Origin of the sequence: Nonomuraea sp. NPDC005650, assembly GCF_040605375.1 — a bacterium.
Classification (GTDB): Bacteria; Actinomycetota; Actinomycetes; order Streptosporangiales; family Streptosporangiaceae; genus Nonomuraea.
In genome coordinates this window covers 256,267-282,100 of the sequence record NZ_JBEXCR010000008.1, presented here as the reverse complement: position 1 = coordinate 282,100, position 25,834 = coordinate 256,267, and the positions used below count along the sequence as shown (strand labels likewise).

The window sequence follows — 25,834 nt, the reverse complement described above, 5'->3', positions numbered from 1 at the left end:
ACAGGAGTGGATCATGGCTCATGAAGTACGCGGGGTCGTCGCGACCGGCAAGGGCAAGCCGGTCAGCCTGGAGACGATCCTGGTGCCGGACCCGGGGCCCGGCGAGGCACTGGTCCAGGTGCAGGCCTGCGGCGTCTGCCACACGGACCTGCACTACCGCGAGGGCGACATCAGCGACGACTTCCCGTTCCTGCTCGGCCATGAGGCGGCCGGCGTGGTGGAGTCCGTCGGCGAGGGCGTCACCGACGTGGCGCCCGGCGATTTTGTGATCCTGAACTGGCGGGCCGTGTGCGGCTCGTGCCGGGCGTGCCTGCGCGGCCGCCCGCAGTACTGCTTCGCCACGCACAACGCCACCCAGAAGATGACGCTGGCCGACGGCACGCCGCTCAGCCCGGCGCTGGGCATCGGCGCGTTCGCCGACAAGACGCTCGTGGCCGCAGGCCAGTGCACCAAGGTCGACCCGGCCGCCTCCCCGGCCGCGGCGGGCCTGCTCGGCTGCGGCGTGATGGCCGGTCTCGGCGCCGCGGTGAACACCGGCGGGGTCAGCAGGGGCGACTCGGTGGCGGTGATCGGCTGCGGCGGCGTCGGCAACGCGGCCATCGCGGGCGCGCGGCTGGTCGGCGCGACCACGATCATCGCGGTCGACGTGGACGGCAGGAAGCTGGAGTGGGCCCGCGGCCTGGGCGCGACGCACACGGTCAACGCCAAGGACGGCGACCCGGTCGAGGCGATCAGGGAGCTGACCGGCGGGTTCGGCGCGGACGTCGTGATCGACGCGGTCGGCCGGCCGGAGACCTACAAGCAGGCCTTCTACGCCCGCGACCTGGCCGGGACCGTGGTCCTGGTCGGCGTGCCCACGCCGGAGATGACGCTGGAGCTGCCGCTGCTGGACGTGTTCGGCCGCGGCGGGGCGCTGAAGTCCAGCTGGTACGGCGACTGCCTGCCGAGCCGCGACTTCCCCATGCTGATCTCCCTCTACCTGCAGGGACGGTTCGACCTCGACGCGTTCGTCAGCGAGACCATCGGGCTGGACGACGTCGAGGACGCCTTCGCCAAGATGCACCGCGGCGAGGTGCTGCGCTCGGTGGTGGTGCTGTGATGGACGTCCTCGCCGGGCGGAGCACGGCCAAGGAGGCACAGTGATGCGCGTCGAACGTCTGGTGACCTCGGGCACGTTCAGCCTGGACGGCGGGACGTGGGAGGTCGACAACAACGTGTGGCTGGTGGGCGACGACAAGGAGGTCCTGGTCATCGACGCCGCCCACGACGCCTCCGCCGTCGCCGAGGCCGTGGGCGAGCGCCGGGTGACCGCGATCGCGTGCACGCACGCGCACGACGACCACGTCAACGCCGCCCCCGAGCTGTCCGCGCGCACCGGCGCGCCCGTGCTGCTGCACCCCGACGACGAGGAGCTGTGGAAGCTCACCCACCGGACGGCCGTGCCCGGCGGGCGGCTGGCCAACGGGCAGCTCCTGCGGGTGGCCGGCTCCGCCGTGCACGTGCTGCACACGCCGGGGCACGCGCCGGGCGCGGTGTGCCTGTACGTGCCGGAGCTCGGCGTGCTGTTCTCCGGGGACACGCTGTTCAACGGCGGCCCCGGCGCGACGGGCAGGTCGTTCAGCGACTTCCCGACGATCATCTCGTCGATCAGCCGGACGCTGCTGACGCTGCCCGGCGAGACCGTGGTGCACACCGGACACGGTGAGGACACCAGCATCGGAGCCGAGGCTCCGCAGCTCGAGGACTGGATCCGCCGAGGGCACTGACCCGGCCATCTCAGAGGAGTACTGCCCGTGACCACCACCACGTCCAGCGTGATCCCCACCCTCCCCGGTCGCTACTACGTGGACCCCGAGATCTTCGCCGCGGAGCAGCGGAAGATCTTCGAGTCGATGTGGTTCTGCGTGGTGCGCTCGTCCGACCTGCCCAAGCCGGGCTCGTTCAAGACCGTTCAGGTCGGCTCCGAGAGCATCCTCGTCACCAGGGCGCGCGACGGGGCGGTGCGCGCGTTCTTCAACGTCTGCCGCCACCGCGGCGCGACGTTGCGCACGGAGGAGTCGGGCGAGGTCAAGCGGGCCTTCCAGTGCCCGTACCACGCCTGGACCTACGACCTGGACGGCAAGCTGGTCGCCGCGCCCAACCTGACCAAGATGGCCGACCTGGACCGGGTGGAGTACGGCCTGGTGAAGGTGCACGTGCGCGAGTGGCTCGGCTACGTCTGGGTGTGCCTGGCCGACGAGCCGCCCTCCTTCGAGCAGGACGTGCTGGGCGCGGTGACCGAGCGGCTCGGCTCGCTGGAGCTGATCGACAACTACGACGTGGCCGGTCTGGAGGTGGGCCGCCGGATCGTCTACGACGTCAAGGCGAACTGGAAGCTCATCATCGAGAACTTCATGGAGTGCTACCACTGCGCCACGATCCATCCCGAGCTGACCGAGGTGCTGCCGGAGTTCGCCGACGGCTACGCGGCTCAGTACTTCGTGGGCCACGGCGCCGAGTTCGGCACGGACATCCAGGGCTTCACCGTCGACGGGTCCCAGGGCCTCGACCGCATCCCCGGCGTCAGCGAGGACCAGGACCGCCGCTACTACGCGATCACCATCAAGCCGCAGGTGTTCATCAACCTGGTGCCCGACCACGTGATCGTCCATCGCATGTTCCCGCTGGCGGTGGACCGCACGGTGGTCGAGTGCGACTGGCTCTACCTGCCGGAGGTCGTGGCGGGCGGCAAGGACCTGGACAAGTCGGTGGAGCTGTTCCACCGGGTCAACGAGCAGGACTTCGAGGCGTGCGAGCGGTGCCAGCCGCAGATGGGCTCGCGCACGTACGCCAAGGGCGGCGTGCTGGTGCCCAGCGAGCACCACATCGGCCTCTTCCACGAGTGGGTCCAGGACCGCCTCAGGTGAGAGAGCACGACGACGTGCTGGTGCCGCTCGACTCGGTGGCCGAGACCTCCGACACCCCGGCCTCCAAGAGCATCGTGATCCGGCTCAGCCGGCGTACCCGAGGCGGCGGCTGATCTCGTCGGCCCCTTCGATCAGGACGGGAGCCAGCTCGTGCATGCGCTCGGCCGTGAAGCGGTAGGCGGGGCCGGAGGCGCTCACCGCGGCGACGACGTCGCCGTGGTAGGAGCGGATGGGCGCCGCCATGGCGTTCAACCCCTCCTCCAGCTCCTCCAGGCAGTAGCCGTATCCCGTCCGCTTGATCTCGACCAGCTGCTCCTCCAGCTTGGCGACGTCGGTGACGGTGCGGGGCGTGAAGGACTCCAGGGCTCCGTCGGCGAGCACCCGCCGGCGCTGGCGCTCGTCCTGATGGGCCATCAGCACCTTCCCGCTGGAGGTGGCGTGCAACGGCGTGATCTGCCCGACCCAGTTGTACGCGGTGACCGCCGAGCCGCCGCGCACCTGGTCGAGGTTGACCGCGTAGCTGGAGCGGAGCACGGCGATGTTGACCGTCTCACCGATCTCCTCCGCCAGGCGCTGGCAGACCGGGCGCCCCCGCTGGGTGACGTCGAGCTGGGTGTTGACCCCGCCGGCCAGGCGGATGATGCCGAACCCGAGCCGGTATTTGCCGCGCTCCTCGGCCTGTTCGACCAGGCCGCGCGCCTCGAGCGCGCCGAGCAGGCGGAACGCGGTCGACTTGTGCACGTCGATCTCCGCGGCGACCTCGCTGACTCCCGCTTCGCCCCGCCGGGAGAGGATCTCCAGCACGCTGATGGCCCGATCGACCGACTGCACGCCCCCACTGCCCGAATCGTTGCCCATAGCGAAACTCTAAGTGCTAGAGGGAACTCCGTCTAACACAAGCCCAAAAGATCTCCTGTTGCGAGTAGTGAAACGCAATGCGTATAGCGCTACGATTTGGCGAAACGCGCGAGCGAGACGAGGCACCATGACGCCCAATCAGTACGACTTCGTCATCGTCGGAGGCGGCTCGGCCGGCAGCGCGCTGGCGAACCGGCTCTCCGCGGACCCTGCCACGCGGGTGCTCGTCCTGGAGGCGGGCCGATCGGACTACCCGTGGGACGTGTTCATCCACATGCCCGCGGCCCTGCCGTTCCCCATCGGCAACCGCTTCTACGACTGGCGTTACGAGTCGGAGCCCGAGCCGAACATGCACGGCCGCCGGATCTACCACGCTCGCGGCAAGGTGCTCGGCGGCTCCAGCAGCATCAACGGCATGATCTTCCAGCGCGGCAACCCGCTGGACTACGAGCGGTGGGGCGCCGATCCCGGGATGAAGAGCTGGGACTACGCCCACTGCCTGCCGTACTTCAAGCGGATGGAGAACTGCCTGGCCGACCCCGACACCCCGTGGCGCGGCCACGGCGGGCCGCTGGTGCTGGAGCGCGGGGCGGCCGGCACGCCGCTGTACGACGCGTTCTTCCAGGCGGTGCAGCAGGCCGGCTATCCCCTGACCGACGACGTGAACGGCTACCGGCAGGAGGGCTTCGCCCGCTTCGACCGCAACATCCGGCGCGGGCGCCGGCTCAGCGCCGCCAGGGCGTACCTGCACCCGGTCATGAAGCGGCCCAACCTGACCGTCAAGACGCGCGTACTGGTGACCAAGGTCGTTTTCGAGGGGACCAGGGCCGTCGGCGTCGAGTTCGACGGCGGCCGGGTCCGCGCGGGCGAGGTCATCCTGTGCGGCGGCGCGATCAACACGCCGCAGCTGCTGCAGCTGTCCGGGATCGGCAACGCCGGCGAGCTGCGCGAGCTCGGCGTGGACGTCGTGCACGACCTGCCGGGCGTGGGCGAGAACCTGCAGGACCACCTCGAGGTCTACATCCAGCACGGCTGCGGCAAGCCCGTCTCGATGCAGCCGAACCTGCAGAAGTGGCGCCACCCGTGGATCGGCGCGCAGTGGCTGTTCCTGCGCGGCGGGCCGGGCGCGACCAACCACTTCGAGGCGGGCGGCTTCGTGCGCGGCAACGACGAGGTCGACTACCCCAACCTGATGTTCCACTTCCTGCCGCTGGCCGTGCGCTACGACGGCTCGGCGCCGGCGGGCGGGCACGGCTACCAGGTGCACGTCGGGCCCATGTACTCCGACGCCCGCGGCTCGGTGAAGATCAAGAGCACGGATCCGCGGCGGCATCCCGCGCTGCGCTTCAACTACCTGTCCACCGAGCAGGACCGGCGCGAGTGGGTGGAGGCCGTCCGGGTGGCCCGCAAGATCCTGGGGGCGCCGGCGCTGGCCGAGTTCAGCACGGGCGAGGTGTCGCCCGGAGCGTCCGTGGAGACCGACGAGGAGATCCTGGACTGGGTGGCCAGGGACGGCGAGACCGCCCTGCACCCCTCGTGCACGGCCAGGATGGGCGTGGACGCGATGTCGGTGCTCGACCCGGACACCATGCGGGTGCACGGCGTCGACGGGCTGCGCGTGGTGGACGCCTCGGCCATGCCGTACGTGACCAACGGCAACATCTACGCGCCGGTCATGATGCTGGCGGAGAAGGCGGCCGACCTCATCCTGGGCAACACGCCGCTGGCGCCGCAGACGACCGAGTTCTACCGTCACCGGGCATGAGGAAAGGGCGGTGGGGCTCCCCCCACCGCCCTTTCCTCATGGTGATCAGCGGAAGACCACCGTGCGGTTGCCGTTGAGCAGGACGCGCTGCTCGCTGTGCCACTTCACGGCCCTGGCCAGCACCTGCGCCTCCACGTCCCGGCCGGCCGCGACCAGGTCCTCGGAGTCGAGCTCGTGGTCGACCCTGGCCACGTCCTGCTCGATGATGGGCCCCTCGTCCAGGTCCGCCGTGACGTAGTGCGCGGTCGCCCCGATGAGCTTCACCCCGCGCTCGTGCGCCTGGTGGTACGGCTTGGCGCCCTTGAAACCCGGCAGGAAGGAGTGGTGGATGTTGATGGCCCGCCCCTCCAGCCGCTTGCACAGCTCGTCGGAGAGGATCTGCATGTACCGCGCCAGGACCACCAGCTCCGCGTCGCACTCCTCGACCAGCTCCAGGATCCGCGCCTCGGCCTCCGCCTTGGTGGCGGCCGTGACGGGCACGTGGTGGTACGGCACGCCGTACGAGGCGGCGAGCGCCTCCATGTCGGGGTGGTTGGAGACGATCGCGGGGATCTCGATGTTGAGCGCGCCCACCTGGCGGCGGTACAGCAGGTCGTTCAGGCAGTGGCCGAACTTGGAGACCATGACCAGCGTGCGGGTGGGCGTGGCCGCGTCCTTCAGCTGCCAGTTCATCTGGAAGGACTCGGCGACGTAGGTGAACCCCTCGCGCAGCCGCTCGATCTCGTCATGCGCGGCGAAGTGCACCCGCATGAAGAAGCCGCCACCCCTGCGGTCGTTGAACTGCTTGCTCTGCAGCATGTTCCCGCCGTGCTGGACGAGGAAGCTGCTGACCGCGTACACGATGCCCGGCTTGTCGGAGCAGGACACCGTGAGGATGAACTCGCGGCCAGGATCGGGACGTGGAGACATCACACCCTCCCGGTGTTGCGTATGACGCAAATAAGAGATTTATACGCAACAGACTGCAGGCGGGGGGCTACCGCGTCAAGGGGAGAGAAGGGCAAACGTCAGCACAACGTATTTATTTGGGCAGTGATTCCGGCAAACCCTTGACGAACGCTCGAAGACAAGTCAATCCTGTTCCTCATTGAGCAGCGCCTTGCGCGATACGCAACGATCAAAGGTGTGTCGATGACCGAGCTCTACATCGCAGGCGTGTGGACCAGGCCACTCGCCGGCGGTCAGCGGCGCATCCACTCGCCCGCCGACGGAAGCCTCGTGGCCACCGTGGCCGAGGGCACCGCCGCTGACACCGAGGCGGCGATCGCGGCGGCCAGGCGCGCCTTCGACAGCGGCCCCTGGCCCGCGACACCGGCCCGCGAGCGCGGCGCGCTGCTGTCCAAGGTAGCCGACCTGCTGGAACGCGACCGCCACGCCTTCGCCCACGCCGAGTCGGGCGACACCGGCAAGCGCCTGGTGGAGAGCGAGTACGACATCGACGACTGCGTGGCCAGCCTGCGCTACTTCGCCGGCGTGGCGGGCACCGACGCGGGCCGGGTGGTCGACACCGGCCGCGACGACGCGATCAGCCGCATCGTCCACGAGCCGATCGGCGTCTGCGGCCTCATCACGCCGTGGAACTACCCCCTGCTCCAGACCACGTGGAAGGTCGCCCCGGCGCTGGCCGCGGGCAACACCTTCGTGCTCAAGCCGAGCGAGCTGACCCCCAGCACGGCCATCCTGCTGATGCGCGCGCTGGCCGAGGCCGGGCTGCCGGACGGCGTGGCCAACCTCGTGCTCGGCACCGGCCCGGAGGTGGGCGCGCCGCTGGCCGAGCACCCGGACGTGGACATGGTCTCCTTCACCGGCGGCCTGGCCACCGGGCGGCGCGTCATGGCCGCCGCCGCGGCCACCGTGAAGCGGGTGGCGCTGGAGCTGGGCGGCAAGAACCCCAACATCGTCTTCGCCGACGCCGACTTCGACACGGCCGTCGACTTCGCGCTCACCGCGGTCTTCCTGCACTCCGGCCAGGTCTGCTCGGCGGGCGCGCGCCTGCTGGTGGAGGACTCCCTGCACGACGCGTTCGTCGACGAGGTCGTACGGCGGGCCGAGCTGATCCGCCTGGGCGGCCCCTTCGACCCGAAGGCCAACACCGGCCCGCTCATCTCCGCCGCCCACCTGGCCAAGGTCGAGGAGTACGTGGCGGCGGGCCTGGCCGAGGGAGCCGTGCTGCGCTGCGGCGGCCACCGCCTCGACGGGCCCGGACACTTCTACCGGCCCACCGTCCTGGACGAGTGCAGGCAGGACATGCGCGTCGTACGCGAGGAGTCCTTCGGCCCCGTCCTGACCGTCGAGCGCTTCACGACCGAGGACGAGGCCGTCCGCCTCGCCAACGACACCGAGTACGGCCTGGCCGGCGCGGTCTGGACCCAGGACGCCGGCAGGGCGCAGCGGGTCGCCGGCCGGCTGCGGCACGGCACGGTGTGGATCAACGACTACCACCCCTACGTGCCGCAGGCCGAGTGGGGTGGGTTCAAGCAGTCCGGCAACGGCCGCGAGCTCGGCCCGACCGGCCTGGACGAGTACCGAGAGATCAAGCACGTCTGGCAGAACATCCGCCCGCGCCCACAGCGGTGGTTCCCAGAGAACTGACGCTCCGACGACGAAGAGGTGGTCATGACCGTCCCGTCACTGACCGAAAGCACACCACTCAACACCGAGGCACCCCCCATTCTCGACGTCCGAGGGCTGTGGAAGGTGTTCGGCCCCAAGGCCGGCCGCGTGGTCGGCAGCACCCTGAGCCGCGCGGAGCTCAAGGAGCAGACCGGCTGCGTCGCCGCGGTCCGCGACGTCTCCTTCTCGGTCCGGCGGGGCGAGGTGTTCGTCGTCATGGGCCTGTCGGGCTCGGGCAAGTCCACCCTGGTGCGCTGCCTGACCCGGCTGATCGAGCCCACGGCGGGCGAGATCGTCCTCGACGGCGAGGACATCCGCGCGGCCGACGCCCGCAAGCTGCGCGAGCTGCGCAGGCACCGGATGGCGATGGTCTTCCAGCACTTCGGGCTGCTGCCGCACCGGTGCGTGCTGGAGAACGTGGCCTTCGGGCTGGAGATCCGCGGCACCCCCAAGAAGGACCGCTACGCGCGGGCCCGCGAGGTGCTCGGGCTGGTCGGGCTGACCGGCTTCGAGAACTCCTACCCCGACCAGCTCTCCGGCGGCATGCAGCAGCGCGTCGGCCTGGCCCGCGCGCTCGCGGCCGATCCCGACATGCTGCTGTTCGACGAGCCGTTCTCGGCGCTCGACCCGCTGATCAGGCGCGAGATGCAGAACGAGGTCATCCGCCTGCACCACGAGGTGGGCAAGACGATGATCTTCATCACCCACGACCTGAGCGAGGCGCTCAAGCTGGGCGACCGGATCCTCATCATGCGCGACGGCGAGCTGGTCCAGGTCGGCACGCCCGACGAGGTGGTGGGCGCGCCCGCCGACGAGTACGTCGCCAACTTCGTCAGCGACGTCCCGCGCTCGCACGTGCTGACCCTGTCGTGGATCATGCGCCCGCCGCTGGTCGACGAGCCGCTCGACGGCCCGGAGCTCGGGCCCGACGTGGTCATCCGCGACGCCGTGCACACCGTGCTGTCGGCGGACCGCCCGGTGCGCGTGGTCGGGGACGGCACCCTGCTCGGCGTGGTCACCAGCGCGGAGATCCTCGAAGTGATCGCCGGAGGGCAGCACTGATGGCGGCCGTCACGGCGGTCGCCGCAAGGCTGCACAAGCTGCCCGACCGCCGGTTGCTGCTGGCCCTGGTCGTCGCCGCCTGGGTGGTGGGCTGGGCGGTGTTCGGCGGGCGCGACACCCAGCAGCTGGGCGGCGCCGAGCTGACCCCGCTGCACCGCGACCTCAGCCAGGCCATGGACGTCATCGACGACAGCCGCAACAGCAACCCGTTCTTCCTCTACTTCGTCAACTACATCCGGCTCTTCCTGGACGACGCCGTGACCTTCGTCCAGGCGCTGATCAGCCAGCCGTCCTTCGGCCGCCCCCTGCCCGTGCTGGGCTGGCTCGGCGTGGTGGCGATCGCCACGGCCGTCGCCCTGCTGTACGGCAACAGGAAGGTGGCGGCGCTGACGGCCGCGGGCTTCCTGTCCTTCGGGCTGCTCGGCCTGTGGCAGGAGAGCATGGACACGCTCGCCCTCACGCTGACGGCGGTCGTGCTGTCGCTGGCCGTGGGCATCCCGCTCGGGATCTGGGCGGGGCTGAGCGACCGGTTCCTGCGGCTGGTCACGCCGGTGCTCGACTTCATGCAGACGATGCCGACGTTCGTCTATCTGGCGCCACTGACGCTGTTCTTCCTCATCGGCCCGGCCAGCGCGACCGTGGCCACGATGATCTACGCGGTCCCGCCGGCGATCCGCATCACCGCGCACGCCATCCGGCAGGTCTCGCCGGAGACGATGGAGGCGGGCACGTCGCTCGGCGCCACGCCCGCGCAGGCGCTGCGGCACGTGCGGCTGCCGATGGCCAGGCAGACGATCATCGTGGGCGTCAACCAGACGATCATGGCCGCACTGTCCATGGCCACCATCGCGGCCCTGATCGACGCGCCCGGCCTGGGCAAGACCGTGCTCAAGGCGCTGCAGACGCTGGACGTCGGCACCGCCTTCAACGCCGGCCTGGCGATCGTGATCATGGCCGTGGTGCTCGACCGGGTGACCTCCGCCGCCAGCCGCCGGGTGGAGGTCCAGCGCCGCGCGGGCCGGCTGCGGACCGCGCGCCGGCGCCGCATCGAGGTGGCGGGCGTGCTCGGGATCGCGGCCGTGCTGGCGTACCAGTCCTACACCTACCTCTGGGCCGCGGACTTCCCCGTCGAGGCGAACATCGGCTCGTACGTGCGCAACGCCGCGGACACCGCCAGCGCCTGGGTGCAGGACAGCCTGGTGACCTACACCGACGCACTCAAGAACGCGCTCACCAACGGGCTGCTCAACCCGTTCGAGGCCCTGCTGACCGGCTCGCCCTGGTGGCTGGTCTGCCTGGTGGCGGTGGCCGTGGCCCTGCTGGTGGGCAGCGCGCGGGCCGCGCTGGTCACCGCCATCGGGCTGCTGATGGTGCTGGCGCTCGGGCTCTGGCAGGACAGCATGGTGACGCTGGCCTCCACGCTGGTCGCGACCATCCTGGTGATGGTGCTCGGCGTGGTCGTCGGCGTGTGGATGGGCCGCAGCGACCGGGCCGACACCCTGCTGCGCCCCGTGCTCGACGCGGGACAGACCATGCCCGCCTTCGTGTACCTGGTGCCCATCCTCGGCCTGTTCGGCCCGACGCGGTTCACCGCGATCATCGCCGCCGTGGTCTTCGCCGCGCCGGTGGCGATCAAGCTGGTGGCCGAGGGCATCAGGCGGGTCTCGCCCACCACGGTGGAGGCGGCGCTCTCGGCCGGGGCGGGCACCTGGCAGCTGATCTCCAAGGTGCAGCTGCCGATGGCGCGCAGCGGCGTGACACTGGCCGCGAGCCAGGGACTCATCTACGTGCTCTCGATGGTCGTCGTGGGCGGCCTGGTGGGCGCGGGGGCGCTCGGCTACGACGTGGTGGCCGGGTTCTCCCAGCACGAGCTCCGCGGGAAGGGGCTGGCCGCCGGGATCGCGATCGTCGTGCTCGGCATCGTGCTCGACCGCGTCATGCGCGCCGCCACGCAACGGGCCGACGCCGCCGCCCACGGAGGGCTTGCGAACAAATAAGGAACAGGAACACAGGAGGACCAAGTGGCGATGTCGAGAAGCGGCAGGATCAGGGCGCTCGCGCTCGTGACCGGCGGCGGCCTCCTGCTCAGCGCGTGCAGCGGAGCGAAGGTCGGCGAAACCCAGCAGGCCGCCGCGGGAGGCGGCAAGACGTGCGGCACGTTCAACCTCGCGGTCAACCCGTGGGTGGGCTACGAGGCCAACGCCGCGGTGATCGCGCTCGTCGCGGAGAAGAACCTCGGCTGCAAGGTCGTGAAGAAGGACCTGAAGGAGGAGGTGTCCTGGCAGGGCTTCGCCACCGGCGAGGTCGACGCGGTCGTGGAGAACTGGGCCCACGACGACCTGAAGAAGAAGTACATCGACGAGCAGAAGGTCGCCGTCTCGGCGGGGCCGACCGGCAACAAGGGCGTCATCGGCTGGTTCGTGCCGCCGTGGATGGCCAAGAAGTACCCCGACATCACCGACTCGAAGAACCTCAACAAGTACGCCTCGCTGTTCAAGACCTCCGAGTCCGGGGGCAAGGGCCAGCTGCTCGACGGCGACCCGTCCTTCGTCACCAACGACGCGGCGCTGGTCAAGAACCTCGACCTGGACTACAAGGTCGTCTACGCGGGCAGCGAGACCGCGCTCATCCAGGCCTTCCGGCAGGCGGAGAAGCAGCAGACGCCGCTCATCGGCTACTTCTACGACCCGCAGTGGTTCCTGTCGGAGGTGAAGCTGGTCAAGGTCAACCTGCCCGCGTACACCGAGGGGTGTGACGCCGACGCGGCCAAGGTGGCCTGCGACTATCCGCCGTACGAGCTGGACAAGATCGTGAGCAAGAAGTTCGCGGACTCCGGCAGCCCCGCCTACACGCTGGTCAAGAACTTCACCTGGACCAACGACGACCAGAACCTGGTGGCCCGCTACATCGCCGAGGACAAGATGACTCCCGAGGAGGCGGCCGCCAAGTGGGTCGCCGCCAACCCGGACAAGGTCAAGGCCTGGCTCCCCGCGACCTGACCGCTCCTCCGCCGTGCGCCCGGCCCGATCGTCCTGCCGCGATCGGGCCGGGCGTACGTGTGCGTTCACCGGCCGAAAGCCGTACGGAATACCTCTTGACACCCGGAATGCAGCGAGCGACGCTTGTTGCGGAAAGCGCGTTTGGTTGCATATACCGCAACAACGGAGGTGGCTATGACGGGCCCGAGCGTGGTCATCATCGGCGCGGGCGTGGTCGGCGCCGCCCTGGCCGACGAGCTGTCCGCCCGAGGCTGGACCGACGTCACCGTCGTCGACCAGGGAGATGTGCCCGCCACGGGCGGCTCCTCCTCGCACGCCCCCGGCCTGGTCTTCCAGGTCAACGGATCGAAGACGATGACCGAGATGGCCCGCTACACCGCGGAGAAGTTCGTCGAGCTCGACAGCTTCCTGCAGGTCGGCGGGCTTGAGGTGGCCACGAGCCCGCAGCGGCTGGCCGAGCTGCGCCGCCGGCACGGCTGGGCGGTCGCGTGGGGGCTCGAGGCCCATCTGCTCACGCCGGAGGAGTGTCTCGCCAAGCACTCGCTGCTGGACGAGGCCAAGGTGCTCGGCGGGCTGTTCATCCCCACGGACGGGCTGGCCAAGGCGGTCAAGGCGGTCGACGCCCAGCTGGCCAGGGCACAGGAGCGCGGCGTGCGGGTGCTGCCCCGGCACGAGGTCCTCGACATCAGGACCCAGGACGGCAGGGTGTGCGCGGTGGTGACCGACCACGGCGACCTCCCCGCCGAGGTGGTCGTGTGCTGCGCCGGGATCTGGGGCCCGCGGGTGGCCCGCATGGTCGGCATGGAGCTGCCGCTCACCCCGCTGGCCCACCAGCTCGCCTGGACCGGGCAGGTGCCGGGGCTGGCCGGCCAGACCGAGGAGGCGACCCGGCCGATCCTCCGCCACCAGGACGCCGACCTGTACTACCGCGAGCGCTACGACACGCTCGGCATCGGCTACTACGGCCACCGGCCGATGCCGATCGGCGCCGACGAGATCCTCTCCGTGGACGAGGCGGAGGTGATGCCGTCGGTGCTCACCTTCACGCCCGACGACTTCGCCGCGGCCTGGGACGAGACCCAGGCGCTGCTGCCCGACATGCAGAAGGCGGAGGTCGAGTCCGGCATCAACGGGCTGTTCTCCTTCACCACCGACCACCTGCCGCTGATGGGGCAGTCCCCGGACGTCGAGGGCTTCTGGGTGGCCGAGGCGGTCTGGGTCACCCACTCAGCGGGCGTCGGGCGGGCGATGGCCGAGTGGCTGGTCGACGGCCACTGCTCCTCGTTCGACCTGCACGAGTGCGACGTCAACCGGTTCGAGCCGCACCAGCTCGCGCCCGACTACGTGCGCGAGCGCGGCTGCCAGAACTACGTCGAGGTCTACGACATCATCCACCCGCTGCAGCCGATGGAGCACCCGCGCCCGCTGCGGCTGAGCCCCTTCCACCCGCGCCAGCGGGACCTGGGGGCCGTCTTCCTGGAGGCCTCGGGCTGGGAGCGCCCGCAGTGGTACGGCGCCAACGCGCCCCTGCTGGACGGGCGCGACCTCCCCACGCCCGGACCGTGGGCCGCGCAGTACTGGTCGCCGGTCGTCGGCGCCGAGGCGCAGGCCACCCGCGAGACGGTCGCGCTGTACGACATGAGCGCGCTCAAGCGGCTGGAGATCAGCGGCCCCGGCGCACTGGCGTTCCTGCAGCGGATGACCACCGGCGACGTGTACAAGTCAGTCGGCTCGGTGACGTACTGCCTGCTGCTCGACACCGACGGCGGCATCCGCAGCGACGTCACCGTGGCCCGGCTCGGCCCCGACCGCTTCCAGGTCGGCGCGAACGGCAACCTGGACCTGGACTGGCTGGAGCGGCACCGCTCCGCCGACGTGTTCATCCGCGACATCACCGCCGGCACCTGCTGCCTGGGCGTGTGGGGCCCCAGGGCCCGCGACCTGGTCCAGCCGCTGACCGGGATCGACCTGACCGCGTTGAAGTACTTCCGCGGCGCCCGCGGCTTCATCGGCAACGTGCCCGTCACCATGCTGCGACTGTCCTACGTCGGGGAGCTGGGCTGGGAGATCTACACGACCGCCGACATGGGGCTCAAGCTCTGGGACACGCTCTGGTCCGCGGGCGGCGAGCACGGCGTGCTGGCCGGCGGCCGGGGCGCCTTCACCAGCCTGCGCCTGGAGAAGGGCTACCGCTCCTTCGGCACCGACATGACCTTCGAGCACGACCCGTACGAGGCCGGCCTCGGCTTCGCCGTCAAGCTGGACAAGGGCGACTTCGTCGGCCGCCGGGCGCTGCTGGAGCGCAAGGAGTCGGTCGGCAGGAAGCTCACCTGCCTGCTGACCGACGAGGTGGTCATGGGCAAGGAGCCGGTCTACGACGGCGACCGGGTCGCCGGCTACGTCACCAGCGCCGCCTACGGCTACACCGTCGGCCGGGGCATCGCCTACGCCTGGCTGCCCGCCGCTCTCGCGAACCCGGGCCAGGCCCTGCACATCGGCTACTTCGACCAGCGCGTCCCGGCCGTCGTGGCGGAGGAGCCGCTCTTCGACCCGGCGATGACCCGGCTGCGCGGTTAGGGAAAGGACCTCATATGATCGACACCCCGCTGGACGTGGTGGACCCCGAGGTCCACGCCCTGATCGGCGCCGAGCTGGCCAGGCAGCGCTCGACGCTGGAGATGATCGCCTCCGAGAACTTCGCGCCCGCCGCCGTGATGGCGGCCCAGGGCTCGGTGCTCACCAACAAGTACGCCGAGGGCTACCCGGGCCGGCGCTACTACGGCGGCTGCGAGCACGTGGACGTGATCGAGCAGATCACCATCGACCGGATCAAGGCGCTGTTCGGCGCCGAGGCGGCCAATGTGCAGCCGCACTCCGGAGCCCAGGCCAACGCCGCGGCGATGGCCGCGCTGCTGGAGCCCGGCGACACCATCCTGGGCCTCGACCTGGCCCACGGCGGCCACCTGACGCACGGGATGCGCATCAACTTCTCCGGCCGCCTCTACAACGTGGTCGCCTACCACGTGCGCGAGAGCGACCACCTGGTGGACATGGACGAGGTCGAGCGCCTGGCGCGCGAGCACCGGCCCAGGCTCATCATCGCCGGCTGGTCGGCCTACCCCCGGCACCTGGACTTCGCGGCCTTCCGCCGGATCGCCGACGAGGTGGGGGCGTACCTGATGGTGGACATGGCGCACTTCGCCGGGCTGGTGGCGGCGGGGCTGCACCCCTCCCCCGTGCCGCACGCGCACATCACGACCACGACCACGCACAAGACGCTCGGCGGCCCGCGCGGCGGGGTGATCCTGTCCACCGCGGAGCTCGCCAAGAAGATCAACTCCTCGGTCTTCCCCGGCCAGCAGGGCGGCCCGCTGGAGCACGTGATCGCGGCCAAGGCGGTGTCCTTCAAGATCGCCGCCGGGGACGCGTTCGGGGAGCGGCAGCGCCGCACGCTGGAGGGCGCGCGCATCCTGGCCGAGCGGCTGCTGGCGCCCGACGCGGCGGCCGCGGGTGTCAAGGTGCTGACCGGCGGCACCGACGTGCACCTGGTCCTGGTCGACCTGCGCGAGTCCGAGCTGGACGGCAAGCAGGCCGAGGACCGGCTGCACGCGGCCGGGATCACGGTCAACCGCAACGCCGTGCCGTTCGACCCGCGCCCGCCGATGGTCACCTCGGGCCTGCGGATCGGCACCCCGGCGCTGGCCACGCGCGGATTCGAGGCGGCCGACTTCGCGGAGGTCTCCGACATCATCGCCACCGCGCTGACGCCGGAGGCCGACCTGTCGTTCCTGCGCGACAGGGTCGAGGTCCTGGCCGGCAAGCACCCGCTGTACGGAGAGGCGCGATGAACCTGCCCGAGCACCCCGAGTGGCTGTGGCGCGCCGCCGAGCCCAAGCGCTCCTACGACGTGGTCATCGTCGGAGCCGGCGGCCACGGCCTGGCCACCGCCTACTACCTGGCCAAGAACCACGGCATCACGGACATCGCGGTCCTGGAGCGCGGCTGGCTGGCCGGCGGGAACATGGCGCGCAACACCACGATCATCCGCTCCAACTACCTGTGGGACGAGAGCGCGGGCATCTACGAGCACGCGCTCAAGCTGTGGGAGGGCTTGGAGGAGGAGCTCGGCTACGACCTGCTGTTCAGCCAGCGCGGCGTGCTCAACCTCGCGCACAGCCTCCAGGACGTGCGCGACAGCGTGCGCCGCGTCGAGGCCAACCGGCTCAACGGCGTCGACGCCGAGTGGCTGGACCCCGAGCAGGTCCGCGAGGTGTGCCCGATCGTCGACATCTCGCCCCACGTGCGCTACCCGGTGCTCGGCGCCACCTTCCAGCCCCGCGCCGGCATCGCCAAGCACGACCACGTCGCCTGGGGGTACGCGCGCGCCGCGGCGGCCCTCGGCGTGGACTTCATCGAGCACTGCGAGGTCACCGGGCTGGAGGTGAGCGACGGCCGGGTCACCGGCGTGGAGACCACCCGGGGCACGATCGCGGCCGGCCGGGTGGCGCTGTGCGCGGCGGGGCACTCCTCGGTCGTGGCCAAGACCGCGGGGATCGACCTGCCGCTGCAGAGCCACCCGCTCCAGGCGCTGGTGTCCGAGCTGCTCGAACCCGTGCACCCGACGGTCGTCATGTCCAACGCCGTGCACGTCTACGTCAGCCAGGCTCACAAGGGCGAGCTGGTCATGGGCGCCGGCATCGACGCGGCCAACTCCTACCGGCAGCGGGGCGCCTTCCACATCATCGAGCGGCAGATGGCCGCCGCGCTGGAGCTGTTCCCGATCTTCGCCCGCGCGCACGTGCTGCGTACCTGGGGCGGCGTGGTGGACGTCTCGCCCGACGCCTCGCCGATCGTCGGCCTGACCCCGGTCCGGAACCTCTACCTCAACTGCGGCTGGGGCACGGGCGGCTTCAAGGCGACGCCCGGCGTGGGCTGGTGCTTCGCGCACACGGTGGCCAACGACGAGCCGCACCCGCTCAACGCCCCCTTCTCCCTTGACCGATTCACCACCGGGGCGCTCGTGGACGAGCACGGCGCCGCCGCGGTCGCGCACTGAGGAGCCGCCGATGCTGCAGATCCCATGCCCCTGGTGCGGCCCTCGCGACGAGGCCGAGTTCCACTACGGCGGGCAGGCCCACGTCGCCTACCCGGCCGATCCGGCCGCGCTGTCGGACGAGGAGTGGGCGCGCTACCTGTTCTTCCGCGACAACCCCAAGGGCCCCTTCGCCGAGCGGTGGAGTCACTCGGCGGGCTGCCGCCGCTGGTTCAACCTGGTCCGCGACACCGCCACCAACGAGATCCTGGAGGCCCGATGAGGCTGTCCACCGGCGGGCTGATCGACCGCGGCCACACGCTGCGCTTCCGCTTCGACGGCCGCGAGCTGACCGGTCACCCCGGCGACACCCTGGCCTCCGCGCTGCTGGCCAACGGCGTGCGGCAGGCCGCCACCAGCGTCAGGCTGGGCCGCCCGCGCGGCATCTTCGCCGCGGGCAGCGAGGAGCCCAGCGCGCTCGTCCAGATCGAGTGGCCCTTCCCCGAGCCGATGCAGCCGGCCACCACGGTCGAGCTGTACGACGGGCTCGTGGCGAGCGGCCTGCCCGGCCGGGGCCGCCTGGCCGACGGGCCCGACCCGGCCCGCTACGACGCCGTGCACGCCCACTGCGACGTGCTGGTGGTCGGCGCCGGACCGGCCGGGCTGGCCGCCGCCCGGGCCGCCGCCAGGGACGGGGCCCGGGTGATCCTGGCCGACGAGCAGCCCCGGCCGGGCGGCAGCCTGCTGGGCGGCACCGAGCGGGTGTCCTCCGGAGACGAGCAGGTCAGCGGCCACGAGTGGGCGGCGGCGGTGGCGGCCGAGCTGGAACGTCTGCCGGACGTCACGGTGCTCCGCCGCACCACGGTCTTCGGCTACTACGACGACAACTACCTCATGGCCGTCGAGCGCCGTACCAACCACCTCGGCGCGGCCGCCCCCGCCCACGTGGCCAGGGAGCGGATCTGGCGCATCCGGGCGGGCCGGGTCGTGCTGGCCACCGGCGCGCACGAGCGGCCGATCGCCTTCGCGGGCAACGACCTGCCCGGCGTGATGCTGGCCGGCGCCGCGCGCACCTACGCCGTCAGGTACGGCGTGCTGCCCGGCCGCCGGGCCGTGGTCTTCACCACCAACGACAGCGCGTACGAGGCCGCCTTCGACCTGGCGGACGCGGGCCTGGACGTGGCCGCGATCGTGGACGTGCGCCCCTCCCCCGGGCCGCTGCACGAAGCCCGGCGGCGCGGCATCGAGGTGCTGGCCGGGCAGGCGATCGAGGCCGCCAGGGGCGCGGGCGAGGTCTCCTCCGTCCTGGCCGGCGGCACCGAGATCGAGGCCGATCTGCTGCTGGTGTCCGGCGGGTGGAACCCGGTGGTGCACCTGTTCAGCCAGTCGGGCGGGACGCTGCGCTACGACGAGGACCTGGCCGCGCTGGTGCCCGGGGTCTCGCGGCAGGCCGTCCGCGTGGCCGGGGCCGCCAGGGGCGTGTTCACGCTGGAGGGCTGCCTGATCGACGGCGCAGGGGACGGCGAGCCGGTGCCTCCAGGGCCCGGCGGGATGCCGTACTGGCTGGTGCCGGCGGACGACCCTGTCGGAGGGTGGGGCGGGCACTTCGTGGACCTGCAGCGGGACGTCACCGCGGCCGACGTGCTGCGCGCCACCGGCGCGGGGCTGCGCTCGGTCGAGCATGTCAAGCGCTACACCACCGCCGGGACCGCGCACGACCAGGGCAAGACGTCGGGGCTGCTGACCTCGGCCGTGGTGGCCCACGCGCTGGGCGTGCCGGTAGGCGAGGTCGGGGTCACCTCCTACCGGGCACCGTACACGCCGGTGAGCTTCGCGGCGCTGGCCGGGCGCGACCGCGGGGCGCTGCACGACCCCGTCAGGGTGACGGCGCTGCACGAGTGGCACGCCGGGCACGGAGCCCTGTTCGAGAACGTCGGGCAGTGGCGGCGGCCCTGGTACTACCCGCGCCCGGGCGAGGACATGGAGGCCGCCGTGCTGCGCGAATGCCGCGCCGCCCGCGAGGACGTGGCGGCGATGGACGCCTCCACGCTCGGCAAGATCGACGTGATCGGCCCGGACGCGGGCGAGTTCCTCGACCGGATCTACACGAACCTGATGAGCTCCCTGGCCGTCGGCTCGATCCGGTACGGCGTGATGTGCCGGGCCGACGGCATGGTCTTCGACGACGGCACCGTCATCCGCCTGGCGGCCGACCACTTCCTGGTCACCACCACGACCGGCAACGCCGCCGCGGTGCTGGACTGGATGGAGGAATGGCTGCAGACCGAGTGGCCGTCGCTGCGGGTGCACTTCACCTCGGTGACCGAGCAGTGGGCGACGGTCGCGCTGGTCGGGCCGCGTTCGCGCGAGGTGCTCGGCTCGCTGGCGCCCGACCTGGCGGTCTCGGCGGCCGACTTCCCGTTCATGACCTGGCGCGAGGCCGGCGTGGCCGGGATCCCCGCCCGGGTGTGCCGCATCAGCTTCTCCGGCGAGCTGGCCTACGAGATCAACGTGACCTCCTGGGACGGGCTCCGCCTGTGGAGCGCGATCATGTCCGACGGCCGCGTCACCCCGTACGGCACCGAGACCATGCACGTGCTGCGGGCCGAGAAGGGCTACCCGATCGTCGGCCAGGACACCGACGGCACCGTCACGCCGCAGGACCTGGGCATGTCGTGGGTGGTGTCGAAGAAGAAGCCCGACTTCGTGGGCAAGCGCTCCCACGCCAGGGCCGACACCTCCCGGCCCGACCGCAAGCAGCTCGTCGGGCTGCTGCCGGACGACCATGGCTTCCTGCTGCCCGAGGGCGCCCACCTGGTCGCCTCCGCCGAACTGCCCGAGCCGCCGGTGCCCATGCTGGGCCACGTCACCTCCAGCTACCGCAGCGCGGCGCTCGGCCGTACGTTCGCGCTGGCCCTGCTCAAGGGCGGGCAGTCGCGGCACGGCGAGCGGCTGTACGCGCCCGTCGGCGACGCCATGGTGCCGGTGACCGTCACGTCCCACGTCCTTTATGACCCCGAAGGAGCGCGTCGCGATGGTTGAGCGCAGGAGTCCGGCCGCGGCGTTCGCCGGCCGTTTCGAGGCGGCCTCGCGGAGCGGGGCGTTGACGCTGCGGGAGATCCCCTTCCTCACCCATGTCAACGTGCGGGTGGGACCAGGGACCGAGCTCGGCGTCCCGCTGCCGGTCGAGCCCAACACCGCGGTGACCTCCGGCGAGGTCACCACTGCCTGGCTGGGGCCGGACGAGTGGCTGGTGATCGCCCCGCCCGGGTATCGGCCCGAGCTGCTGCGCAAGGCGCTCGGCGAGCGGCACGGCTCGACCGTGGACGTCTCGGCGCAGCGCACCACCCTGTTCGTGGGCGGGCCCAGGGCGCGTGACCTGCTCGCCCACGGCTGCGCGCTGGACCTGCACCCGAGCGGGTTCGGGCCCGGCCGGTGCGCGCAGACCGTGCTGGCGCGGGCGCAGGTCGTGCTCGTGCCGCGGGAGGACGGGTTCCTGGTGCTGGTGCGCTCGTCCTTCGCCGCCTACCTGGCGGAGTGGCTGCTGGACGCGGCGGCGGAGTACGTGACGTGAGCATCGGGGTCTTCGACCTGTTCAAGATCGGCATCGGGCCGTCCAGCTCGCACACGGGCGGGCCGATGGCGGCGGCGCACCGGTTCGTCCGGGGCCTGCGGCAGGACGGGCTGCTGGAGTCCGTCGCCCGGGTCGGGGTGATCCTTTACGGCTCGCTCGGGCTGACCGGCAAGGGCCACGGCAGCGACAAGGCCGTGCTGCTCGGCCTGTCCGGCGAGCAGCCGGAGCTGGTCGACGTGGACTCCGTCGACGCCCGGCTGCTGGCCATGCGGGAGTCGGGCACCGTGGCGCTCTGCGGCACGCACCCGGTGCCGTTCGTGATCGGCGAGGACCTGGTCTTCGAGCGCAGGATCTCCCTGCCCGGCCACCCCAACGGGATGCGCTTCACCGCCCTCGGGGCCGACGGCGGGGTCCTGCGGGAGAAGGTGTACTTCTCGGTCGGCGGCGGCTTCGTCGTCGACGAGACGGCCACCGGCGCCGACCGCGTCAAGGCGGACGACACGGTCCTGCCCTACCCGTTCACGACCGCGGAGGAGCTGCTCAAGCACTGCTCGAACACCGGGCTGTCGATCTCCGGGCTGATGCTGGCGAACGAGAAGGCGTTCGGCCGCACCGAGGAGGAGATCCGCGCGGGCATCCTGGACCTGTGGCGGGTGATGGGCGAGTGCGTCCGCCGCGGCATCGCCTCCGAGGGCGTGCTGCCGGGCGGGCTCCGCGTGCGCCGCCGCGCCCACGGGCTGCACCGGCGCCTGCTGGCGGAGGCGCCGGAGAAGGACCCGCTGCACGCGATGGACTGGGTGTCGCTGTTCGCGCTGGCGGTCAACGAGGAGAACGCCGCCGGGGGCCGCGTCGTCACCGCGCCCACCAACGGCGCCGCGGGCATCATCCCGGCGGTGCTCACCTACTACACGCGGTTCGTCCCCGGCGCCGACGACGACGGCGTGGTGCGCTTCCTGCTGACGGCGGCGGCGATCGGCGTGCTGTTCAAGGAGAACGCCTCGATCTCCGGCGCCGAGGTGGGCTGCCAGGGCGAGGTGGGCTCGGCCTGCTCGATGGCCTCGGCCGGGCTGACCGAGGTGCTGGGCGGCACCCCGGAGCAGGTGGAGAACTCCGCCGAGATCGGCATCGAGCACAACCTGGGCCTGACCTGCGACCCGATCGGCGGCCTGGTCCAGATCCCGTGCATCGAGCGCAACGCGGTGGCCTCCATCAAGGCGATCGCCGCCGCCCGCATCGCCCTGCGCGGCGACGGCCGCCACTTCGTCTCGCTGGACAAGGCGATCAAGACCATGCGCGACACCGGCCGCGACATGCTCGACAAGTACAAGGAGACCTCGCGCGGCGGCCTGGCCGTCAACGTCATCGAGTGCTGACGGAGGCGTCCCAGCTGGCCAGCAGCCGCAGGTTCTCCGCCGCCGCGGAGCCGGGCGGGGCGTGGTAGACGGTCAGGGACTGCTCGGGGTCGTCGGGCAGGCGGAACGACTCGAAGGAGAGCGTGAGCTCGCCCACCAGGGGGTGCCGCAGGCGCTGGACCCCGTGGTTGCTCTCCTTGACGTCGTGCCCGGCCCACAGGCGGCGGAACGTCTCGCTCTTCACCGACAGCTCGCCCACCAGGGTCAGCAGCCGCGGGTCGTCGGGATAGCAGCCGGCGTACAGGCGCAGCGCTCCGACGACGTCGGCCGCCTTCGACTCCCAGTCCGCGAACAGCCGCCGATGGCCGGGCTCCAGGAACACCAGCCGCGCCCAGTTGCGCTCCTGGGGCGGCAGCCGGTCCCAGTCGCCGAACAGGGCCGCCGCCATCGGGTTCCAGCCCAGGAGGTCCGAGCGCGGCCCGGTCACGTACGCCGGAACCCCTTCCAAGGAGGCGAGCAGCTGCCCGAGCGCGGTGCGTACCTGCTGCAGCGGCGGCGGCCCGTACTTCCTGCGGTCCTGGCACTTGACGAGCCGCGTGAGGTGCTCGTGCTCGGTGTCGCTCAGCCGCAGCGCGCGCGTGATCGCCCCGATCACCTCGGCCGACACGTTGTTGCCCTTGCCCTGTTCCAGCCGCGTGAGGTAGGCGACGGACACGCCGGCGAGCTGGGCCAGTTCCTCGCGGCGCAGCCCCGGCACGCGCCGGTGCCGGTTGAAGACCGGCAGCCCGACGTCCTCCGGCCTCAACCGCGCCCGGCGGCTACGCAGGAACTCCCCGATATCGGCTATTTCCGTCATAACACCCGATCGTACGCATAGGACGCCGGACAAGGCTGACCCTGCCAGTAGTAGGACCAGCGGGGTTCTGGGTGATCCGGCCGGGCTGCGGCAGGCTCGACTTCCCTGACCACCAGGTGAAGGGGAGATTTCGATGTTCACCGCTCAACGCGACGGCCGGCCCGTGACCGCCGAGGAGCTGGCGCCGCTGGCCTTCGCGGGCTATGCGCATTTCACCGCCATGCAGGTGCGCGGAGGCCGGGTCCGCGGCCTGGACCTGCACCTGGAACGGCTGCGGCGCGCCTCGGTGGAGCTGTTCGGCCGGGCGTTGCCCGACGATCGGGTGCTGTCCGCCCTGCGGGCGGCGCTGCGGGCCGGGCCGGCCGACGTCTCGCTGACGGCCACGGTGTATTCACCGGCGGGTGAATTCACCGTGGCCGGGCCCGAGGTGGAGCCCGAGGTGCTGGTGCGTACGGGCCCCGCCGCCTCCGGCCCGGCGGGCCCGCTGACGCTGGCGGCGGTCGAGCACGAGCGGGTCCTGCCCGCGGTGAAGCACGTCGGCGAGGTGGCCAAGACGTACTTCCTCCGCCAGGCCGCCGGGCAGGGCTTCGACGACGCCGCCTTCGTCGACCGGCGCGGCCGGCTCAGCGAGGGCTCGATCTGGAACCTGGCCTTCTGGGACGGCACCGCCGTCGTGTGGCCCGTGGCCGACATGCTGACCGGGACCACGATGGCCGTCGTCCGCCGCCAGTTGGATCGCCTCGGCATCCCCCAGCGCGCCCAGGAGCTCACCCTCGCCGACCTGCCCGACCTGGCCGGGGCCGTGGTCATGAACTCGTGGATGCCGGGGGTGCCCGTCCACCGGATCGGCTCCGCGCCCCTGCCGGAGGCGGAGTCCTTCGTACGGTTGCTGCACCGCGCCTACCAGGCCGAACCGCTGACCGCCCCCTGACGACCTTTACTCGGAGGGCGGCGGCTCCGGCGTCTCCCCCGTGGCCCCGATGTCCAGTGCGGCCAGGAACGCGGCGGCGGGCGGCGAGGGGCGCAGGCGGCTCCAGATCAGGTGCTCCACCCGGGTGGGCGGATCGCGGAGCTCGACGAGGCGCACGCCGGGGAGCTCGGGCGCGAAGGCGGCGGGCATCATGGCGATGCCCAGGCCCAGCCGGACCAGCCGCGCCATGAGGTCGGCGTTCGTGATCTCGAAGGCGACCTCGCGGCTGACCCCGGCGGCGGCGAACGCCTCGTCCGACTGGGCGCGCGCGGCCGTGCCGACGGGGAAGTCGACGAACACCTCGCTCGACAGCCGGTGCAGATCCACGCCCGCCGCGTCGGCCAGCGGGTGGCCGGGCGCCACCACCGCGACCAGCTCGCCCCGGGCCAGGGCGCGGCCCCGTACGCCCTTCGGCCGCACGCTCGGCGGCAGCCCGAGAAACGCGATGTCCAGCGTGCCCTGCCGCACCTGTTCGGCCAGCTCGTCGCTGGCCCCGACGCGCAGCGTGATGCGCACCTGCGGATGGCGCACGTGAAAGCTCTTCAGTGCGCTCGGCAGGTCGACCGCGGTGACGGTGGGGATGGTGCCGATGGCGAGCCGGCCGCGAAGCTCGCCGGAGGCGGCCGCCACCTCGGCGCGGGCCCGTTCGGCGGCGTCGAGAGCCTGCCGGGCGGCGGGCAGGAACGCCTCCCCGGCGGGGGTCAGCGTGACCCGGCGGCTGGTGCGGTCGAACAGCCGGGCGCCCAGCTCCCGCTCCAGGCGGGCGATCTGGTGGCTCAGCGCGGACTGGACGACCTGGCAACGCTCGGCGGCCCGGGTGAAGTTCGCGGTCTCCGCCACCGCGACCACATAGCGCATCTGTTGCAGCTCCACGGATCAATCGTCGATCACGATCGCCGCCTTTGACAACCATGCCGTGGGCTCATCGATCGTCGCGGTCCTCGCGAAGCGTCAGTACGTGGCCCGGCCGCCGCTGATGTCGTAGACGGCGCCGGTGGAGAAGCTGACCTTGTCGGAGGTGAGCCAGGCGATCAGTTCGGCGACCTCCTCGGGCCGGCCGATGCGGCCCATCGGGATGAGGCCGGTGATGTGGGCCAGGGCCTCGGGGCCGGTGCTGGCGTTCATCGGGGTGGCGATGACGGCCGGGGCGATGACGTTGGCGAGCACGCCGCTGGTGGCCAGCTCCTTGCCGAGGGACTTGGTCAGCGCGATGACGGCGGCCTTGGAGGCGGAGTACGGCGACATGTTCGGGTTGCCGTCCTTGCCGGCCATGCTGGCGATGTTGACGACGCGCCCCCAGCCGCGCTCGCGCATGCCCGGGACGAAGGCGCGGCAGGTGTTGAAGGTGCCGTGCACGTTCACCTCGAACGTGCGCAGCCAGCCGTCCAGCGGGATCTCCCACAGCGGCGCGTTGGGACCGACGATCCCGGCGGAGTTGACGAGGATGTCGACCGGTCCCACCCGGTCGGCGGCGGCCTGCACGGCGGCGGCGTCGGTGACGTCGAGGACGAGGTCGGCACCCTCGGCGACGTCGGCGGTGATGATCGAGACGCCTTCCTTCTCCAGGCGGAGCGCGGCGGCCTTGCCCAGGCCGCTGACGCCTCCGGTGATGAGGGCGGTGCGGCAGGAGGTCATGGGGTCCTTTCCGTGGGATTCGTACGGCACCGGGCCGACGGTCCGCAGCCAATATTTCAATAATTGGAACGAGGATTTATTTTCTGGAAGTTGCTGCGAGATTAGCCGATACTCACTCATCGGAGGAAGCTCCCATTGCGGATAACTTCCACTTTCCGGAACGGTGGTCTAGCCTTCGGAACATGTCCAAGTTGCCCCTCCTCCGCATGGAT

21 protein-coding genes are annotated in these 25,834 nt (G+C 71.4%); 16 read left to right on the top strand and 5 right to left on the bottom strand.

Features of this window, described 5'->3' with window-relative positions; genetic code table 11:
- Positions 1 to 13 precede the first annotated feature (13 nt).
- Genes ABZS69_RS16475 through ABZS69_RS16465 form a run of 3 tightly spaced genes read left to right on the top strand, consistent with a single transcriptional unit; the run spans position 14 to position 2,906 of the window.
- Positions 14 to 1,099 carry an S-(hydroxymethyl)mycothiol dehydrogenase gene (locus tag ABZS69_RS16475; RefSeq protein WP_355372320.1) on the top strand — a complete coding sequence of 362 codons (1,086 nt, stop codon included), beginning with the start codon at positions 14 to 16 and terminating at the stop codon, positions 1,097 to 1,099.
- 43 nt (positions 1,100 to 1,142) lie between these two features.
- Positions 1,143 to 1,766: an MBL fold metallo-hydrolase gene (locus ABZS69_RS16470; RefSeq protein WP_355372318.1), complete on the top strand. Its 624-nt coding sequence runs from the start codon at positions 1,143 to 1,145 to the stop codon at positions 1,764 to 1,766.
- Between the two features lie 27 nt (positions 1,767 to 1,793).
- Positions 1,794 to 2,906 (top strand): aromatic ring-hydroxylating dioxygenase subunit alpha, encoded by a 1,113-nt coding sequence (locus tag ABZS69_RS16465; RefSeq protein ID WP_355372315.1) that lies wholly within the window; start codon positions 1,794 to 1,796, stop codon positions 2,904 to 2,906.
- A gap of 84 nt (positions 2,907 to 2,990) precedes the next feature.
- On the opposite strand, the gene ABZS69_RS16460 is transcribed toward ABZS69_RS16465, so the two are convergent.
- The gene (locus ABZS69_RS16460; RefSeq protein ID WP_355372312.1) at positions 2,991 to 3,764 is read right to left on the bottom strand and encodes an IclR family transcriptional regulator; all 774 of its coding nucleotides are present in this window, start codon (positions 3,762 to 3,764) and stop codon (positions 2,991 to 2,993) included.
- Positions 3,765 to 3,891: 127 nt separating this feature from the next.
- Here ABZS69_RS16460 and betA point away from each other — a divergent pair, with 127 nt between their 5' ends.
- Positions 3,892 to 5,529 (top strand): choline dehydrogenase, encoded by a 1,638-nt coding sequence (gene betA, locus ABZS69_RS16455; RefSeq protein WP_355372310.1) that lies wholly within the window; start codon positions 3,892 to 3,894, stop codon positions 5,527 to 5,529.
- Between the two features lie 45 nt (positions 5,530 to 5,574).
- Here the strand turns inward: betA and purU are convergent, their stop codons facing one another.
- Positions 5,575 to 6,438 (bottom strand): formyltetrahydrofolate deformylase, encoded by an 864-nt coding sequence (purU, locus tag ABZS69_RS16450; RefSeq protein WP_355372307.1) that lies wholly within the window; start codon positions 6,436 to 6,438, stop codon positions 5,575 to 5,577.
- A gap of 222 nt (positions 6,439 to 6,660) precedes the next feature.
- Here purU and ABZS69_RS16445 point away from each other — a divergent pair, with 222 nt between their 5' ends.
- From ABZS69_RS16445 to ABZS69_RS16395, 11 genes are all read left to right on the top strand, one after another.
- Positions 6,661 to 8,121, top strand: a complete 1,461-nt coding sequence (locus ABZS69_RS16445) for an aldehyde dehydrogenase family protein (RefSeq protein ID WP_355372303.1) — start codon at positions 6,661 to 6,663, stop codon at positions 8,119 to 8,121.
- Positions 8,122 to 8,145: 24 nt separating this feature from the next.
- Complete coding sequence (locus tag ABZS69_RS16440; protein ID WP_355372300.1) at positions 8,146 to 9,204, top strand: glycine betaine/L-proline ABC transporter ATP-binding protein; 1,059 nt, start codon at positions 8,146 to 8,148, stop codon at positions 9,202 to 9,204.
- Entirely contained in the window at positions 9,204 to 11,201 is a 1,998-nt protein-coding gene (locus ABZS69_RS16435) for an ABC transporter permease subunit (protein WP_355372298.1), read from the top strand. Before ABZS69_RS16440 ends, ABZS69_RS16435 begins: the two co-directional genes overlap by 1 nt.
- Positions 11,202 to 11,231: 30 nt before the next feature.
- Positions 11,232 to 12,203 carry an ABC transporter substrate-binding protein gene (locus ABZS69_RS16430; protein WP_355372522.1) on the top strand — a complete coding sequence of 324 codons (972 nt, stop codon included), beginning with the start codon at positions 11,232 to 11,234 and terminating at the stop codon, positions 12,201 to 12,203.
- Positions 12,204 to 12,377: 174 nt separating this feature from the next.
- Complete coding sequence (locus tag ABZS69_RS16425; protein ID WP_355372295.1) at positions 12,378 to 14,780, top strand: FAD-dependent oxidoreductase; 2,403 nt, start codon at positions 12,378 to 12,380, stop codon at positions 14,778 to 14,780.
- A 14-nt stretch (positions 14,781 to 14,794) separates the two neighbouring features.
- A complete protein-coding gene (gene glyA / locus ABZS69_RS16420) occupies positions 14,795 to 16,051 on the top strand; it encodes a serine hydroxymethyltransferase (protein ID WP_355372292.1) in 1,257 nt (418 codons plus the stop codon).
- Positions 16,048 to 17,259 (top strand): sarcosine oxidase subunit beta family protein, encoded by a 1,212-nt coding sequence (locus ABZS69_RS16415; RefSeq protein ID WP_355372289.1) that lies wholly within the window; start codon positions 16,048 to 16,050, stop codon positions 17,257 to 17,259. The genes glyA and ABZS69_RS16415 overlap by 4 nt, the downstream gene beginning before the upstream one ends.
- A gap of 10 nt (positions 17,260 to 17,269) precedes the next feature.
- Positions 17,270 to 17,518 carry a sarcosine oxidase subunit delta gene (locus ABZS69_RS16410; RefSeq protein WP_355372286.1) on the top strand — a complete coding sequence of 83 codons (249 nt, stop codon included), beginning with the start codon at positions 17,270 to 17,272 and terminating at the stop codon, positions 17,516 to 17,518.
- Positions 17,515 to 20,277 carry a 2Fe-2S iron-sulfur cluster-binding protein gene (locus tag ABZS69_RS16405; RefSeq protein ID WP_355372283.1) on the top strand — a complete coding sequence of 921 codons (2,763 nt, stop codon included), beginning with the start codon at positions 17,515 to 17,517 and terminating at the stop codon, positions 20,275 to 20,277. The genes ABZS69_RS16410 and ABZS69_RS16405 overlap by 4 nt, the downstream gene beginning before the upstream one ends.
- Positions 20,270 to 20,809, top strand: coding sequence for a sarcosine oxidase subunit gamma family protein (locus ABZS69_RS16400; RefSeq protein WP_355372279.1), 540 nt, complete (start codon positions 20,270 to 20,272; stop codon positions 20,807 to 20,809). Before ABZS69_RS16405 ends, ABZS69_RS16400 begins: the two co-directional genes overlap by 8 nt.
- Positions 20,806 to 22,182 (top strand): L-serine ammonia-lyase, encoded by a 1,377-nt coding sequence (locus tag ABZS69_RS16395; RefSeq protein WP_355372276.1) that lies wholly within the window; start codon positions 20,806 to 20,808, stop codon positions 22,180 to 22,182. The genes ABZS69_RS16400 and ABZS69_RS16395 overlap by 4 nt, the downstream gene beginning before the upstream one ends.
- Here ABZS69_RS16395 and ABZS69_RS16390 read toward each other — a convergent pair.
- Positions 22,169 to 23,017, bottom strand: coding sequence for a helix-turn-helix transcriptional regulator (locus ABZS69_RS16390; RefSeq protein ID WP_355372273.1), 849 nt, complete (start codon positions 23,015 to 23,017; stop codon positions 22,169 to 22,171). The two genes, ABZS69_RS16395 and ABZS69_RS16390, sit on opposite strands and share 14 nt — an antisense overlap.
- Positions 23,018 to 23,150: 133 nt before the next feature.
- On the opposite strand from ABZS69_RS16390, the gene ABZS69_RS16385 reads away from it, so the two are divergent.
- Positions 23,151 to 23,948 carry an aminotransferase class IV family protein gene (locus ABZS69_RS16385; RefSeq protein WP_355372270.1) on the top strand — a complete coding sequence of 266 codons (798 nt, stop codon included), beginning with the start codon at positions 23,151 to 23,153 and terminating at the stop codon, positions 23,946 to 23,948.
- A 6-nt stretch (positions 23,949 to 23,954) separates the two neighbouring features.
- Here ABZS69_RS16385 and ABZS69_RS16380 read toward each other — a convergent pair whose 3' ends face one another.
- Positions 23,955 to 24,860 (bottom strand): LysR family transcriptional regulator, encoded by a 906-nt coding sequence (locus tag ABZS69_RS16380; protein ID WP_355372267.1) that lies wholly within the window; start codon positions 24,858 to 24,860, stop codon positions 23,955 to 23,957.
- 78 nt (positions 24,861 to 24,938) lie between these two features.
- The gene (locus tag ABZS69_RS16375; protein ID WP_355372264.1) at positions 24,939 to 25,652 is read right to left on the bottom strand and encodes an SDR family NAD(P)-dependent oxidoreductase; all 714 of its coding nucleotides are present in this window, start codon (positions 25,650 to 25,652) and stop codon (positions 24,939 to 24,941) included.
- Positions 25,653 to 25,834: the final 182 nt, after the last annotated feature.